This is a genomic window from Paraburkholderia piptadeniae (assembly GCF_900007165.1).
Taxonomy (GTDB): domain Bacteria; phylum Pseudomonadota; class Gammaproteobacteria; order Burkholderiales; family Burkholderiaceae; genus Paraburkholderia; species Paraburkholderia piptadeniae.
The window spans coordinates 1-3,529 of the sequence record NZ_CYGY02000162.1; the positions used below are offsets into that span (position 1 = coordinate 1).

The window sequence follows — 3,529 nt, forward strand, 5'->3', positions numbered from 1 at the left end:
CGCCGGACGCCAGCCTGCCGCGCCTGAAGGAAATCTTCGCGGAAGTCGAACGCTGGACGATGACCAAGACCAAGTTCGAGGCGATGGAAATCCTGAACGAACACGACATTCCGTGTGGGCCGATCCTGTCGATGAAGGAGATCGCCGAAGACGAATCGCTGCGCAGGACGGGCACGATTGTCGAAGTCGATCACCCGGTGCGCGGCAAGTACCTGACCGTGGGCAATCCGATCAAGCTGTCGGACAGCCCGACGGACGTCAAACGTTCGCCCTTGCTCGGCGAGCACACGGACGAGGTGATGGCCGAACTCGGCTATTCACGCGAGCAGATCGACGCGCTCAGAACGGCTGGCGCCATTTGAGCAGGCCGTCGGAGCGATTTGACAGCACCACGGGACCAACGTCCGCGAATGCAAAAAGCGGCAAAGAGCGGCAAAGAGCAAGGAGATGACATGCCGGATTGTGCGAGCTTCATCGCGTGGTCGGGGTTAGAGCGCCTGGAACTGTGTGTGTTCGTTTTCGCGGGCGGGTTGCTCTTCGCGATAGCCGCGATGGTGCTCGCCAACCGGATGACGCATGGCAGGCGAAGCATCCGGCAAGGCGCTGCGGGTGACAAGCTCGTCGACATGCTCGCGCTCGGATTGTGTATCTGGCTTGGTTACGCTTTCGTCAACGAGCCTGCGCAGATGCCGGGAATTGCGGCGCTGTTTGCGGTCAGCCTGCTGGCCGCGGCGCTCGGCGCACACGTGATGCTGACGACGCACGAGCATCACGCGCGCACGCCTGCGCATTGCGGACTCTCATCGCGGCGCGGCACGTCGTTGCGCTTCGCGTGGGACGGCGACTCTTCGCACGTGCAACCCGCAGACGATTTCACGCAACGCTGGAGCTGGGCGAGCAATCCGCGACCCGTCCAGGCGCGCTGCGCGTCGTCGGCGCGAAACATGCATCTGACGCACGCAGCGGTGCGCGTGCGCAGCAGGCAGCGCTGCAAGGCGAAGCGTCACTGACGAAAACACAGGACGTCCGCCGCTTCGCCGAGTGAGTGCCATTCGCGAAGCGGGGACGCCAAAGAAGAGAGTCACGATGAACTGCAACCCTGCGTCATTGAGCGACGGACTCGCGATAGAACTGGTTCTTCCGGTCGAAGATCAGTTGCGCGAGAAAGTCGGCGTCATACGCGTTGAGCAGATGCGAATGAAAGCGCTCGATGTACGCGGTGATGCGCGCAAGTTCATTGCTGACATCGTCGAAGAAATCCAGCGTGGCCTGGCTCCAGCGAAAGCGCAGGCCGAGTTCGCTGAACGCCGCGTTATAGGCGCTCAGCAGCGCTTCATTGTGCGGATCGGCAGACTGATTCATTGCAATGCTCCCAGGCGGTCGAATGATAAGAACCGACACAAGCATAGAAGCCGCAACGAATCCGCAATAGTTAAAGTTTTATTGGCAATCCATAGCGGCTCATTTATGGACCGCCAATTGATTCACACGCGTGATCTCTTCAATGAGATTCGCGCCTTCTTCCATCAGAAAGCGCTTGAACGCGACGGCAACGGGCGGCAGCCGCTTGTTCTTGCGATGCACGACGTACCAGTTGAGCATCACCGGAAAGCCTTCGACGTCGAGCACCACGAGATGCCCGACCTGCAATTCGAGGCTGATCGTATGCGCGGACAGGAACGCGATGCCCATGCCTGCGATCACGGCCTGCTTGATCGTCTCCGTGCTCTTGATTTCCATCGCGATCTTGAGGCTCGCGAGACGCCCCGCAAAGCCTTCTTCCATCGAATTCCACGTATCCGAACCGCGCTCGCGCACGACGAATGCTTCGCTGCCAAGCTGGCTCAGCTTGATGTTCCGCTTGCTGGCGAGAGGATGCGTCGGCGCGGCCACGATCACATAAGGATGCGGTGCAAACGCTTCGTTGATCGCATCCATTTCTTGCGGCGGGCGCACCATCACCGCGAGATCGGTCTGGTTGGTTTGCAGTTGATGCAGCAGTTCTTCGCGGTTGTGCACGGAAAGATTCAGTTCGACACCCGCGTAGCGGCGCGTGAATTCCGCAAGCAGCCGCGGAAAGAAGTAGTCACCCGCGCTGATCACGGCGACGTTCAGCTTGCCACCCGATATGCCCTTCAGCTGGCCCATCGCTTCGTCGACTTCATGAAACTGCTGAATGATTGCGCGGCTGTAGTGAAGCATTTCGGTGCCTGCCGGCGTGAGGTAAATCTTCTTGCCGAGCTGTTCGAAAAGCGGCAGGCCGGCGTGCTCCTCGAGCTGCCTGACCTGGGTGGAAACGGCGGGCTGCGTGAGGTGCAGTTCTTCCGCCGCCCGCGAGAAGCTGAGATGCCGCGCCACCGTTTCGAATACTTTCAGCTGGCGCAGGGTCGCGTTACGCATTGTCATGGCAGATGTATAAGCGAAGATGAATCTTCATGGTAACAAACTTTAATTATCAGTAATTCAGCAATGACCCTAGCATGGATTCTGTAATGCGCGATTCGAAGCCAAAACATCGGGTTAACGCTTAAAAACAAGGCTCGAAGCGGCAAGACAGGTATGAACGACTGGCTTTTTTCTAAAAAATCCAATAAAGGAATTGGTAAAGCGAATTAAAGGTTTTGAGAAAAGAAGTACTGGAATTTGCATCAGGAAATACCCCGAAACCGTTTGGTCGGGACACAACTATAAGGCGGCATGGATAGAGACCGGCGTTTTGGCCGGTTGCCCTAAATAGATAGCGGAGACAGGCACATGAACAGCATTTCGCAGCAAGCTCCGGTTGCGTTTTGGCGCAACCGTTGGTGGCAACTGGCATTCGGCATTTTGTGCATGGCGCTCGTCGCCAACCTTCAATACGCATGGACGTTGTTCGTCGCTCCGATGAGCGCAAAGCATCATTGGGGACGTGCCGAAGTTCAGCTCGCGTTCTCGATCTTCATCCTCACTGAAACATGGCTCGTGCCCGTCGAAGGGTGGCTGGTCGACCGCTTCGGTCCGCGTCCCGTCGTGGCGGGCGGCGCGCTCTGCGCGGGCCTTGCGTGGGTGCTGAATTCATACGCGACGACGCTGCCGGAGCTTTACTTCGCGTCTGTCGTCGCCGGTCTCGGTGCGGGCGGCGTGTACGGCACGTGCGTCGGCAATGCGCTCAAGTGGTTCCCGGACAAGCGCGGCCTCGCCGCGGGTCTGACGGCGGCGGGCTTCGGCGCGGGCGCGGCCGTCACCGTGATCCCGATCGCAAACATGATTACGCGCTCAGGTTACGAGCAGACGTTCCTGTTCTTCGGCATCCTGCAAGGCGTGTGCATCTTCGTGCTCGCGATGCTGCTGCGCAAGCCCGACGTCTCAAAGGCGCCGCCTGCGAAGCGCAAGTTCGCGGTGACCAAGGTCGATTACACGCCTGGCCAGATGATCAAGGCGCCCGTGTTCTGGGTGATCTATCTGTGTTTCGTCGCGGTTGCAGCGGGCGGCCTGATGGCGACCGCCCAGCTCGGGCCGATCGCGAAGGATTGGGGCCTCGCGAAGCTGC

5 protein-coding genes are annotated in these 3,529 nt (G+C 59.3%); 3 read left to right on the forward strand and 2 right to left on the reverse strand.

All coding sequences use genetic code 11. The annotated features are described in order from the left end of the window. The coding region (locus BN2476_RS43710; protein WP_173819733.1) for a CoA transferase at positions 1–362 on the forward strand (362 nt) is incomplete at its 5' end. A 90-nt stretch (positions 363–452) separates the two neighbouring features. Beyond that, on the forward strand, positions 453–1,010 hold the full coding sequence (locus BN2476_RS43715) for an NADP transhydrogenase subunit beta (RefSeq protein WP_087740320.1): 558 nt from the start codon (positions 453–455) through the stop codon (positions 1,008–1,010). A 94-nt stretch (positions 1,011–1,104) separates the two neighbouring features. Here BN2476_RS43715 and BN2476_RS43720 read toward each other — a convergent pair whose 3' ends face one another. Together BN2476_RS43720 and BN2476_RS43725 are read right to left on the reverse strand one after the other, a co-directional pair. After that, on the reverse strand, positions 1,105–1,362 hold the full coding sequence (locus tag BN2476_RS43720; protein WP_087740317.1) for a hypothetical protein: 258 nt from the start codon (positions 1,360–1,362) through the stop codon (positions 1,105–1,107). Between the two features lie 99 nt (positions 1,363–1,461). After that, entirely contained in the window at positions 1,462–2,406 is a 945-nt protein-coding gene (locus tag BN2476_RS43725; protein WP_087740318.1) for a LysR family transcriptional regulator, read from the reverse strand. Between the two features lie 348 nt (positions 2,407–2,754). On the opposite strand from BN2476_RS43725, the gene oxlT reads away from it, so the two are divergent. Next, positions 2,755–3,529, forward strand: a 775-nt coding sequence (oxlT, locus tag BN2476_RS43730) for an oxalate/formate MFS antiporter (RefSeq protein ID WP_087740319.1), incomplete at its 3' end; no start/stop codon positions are given.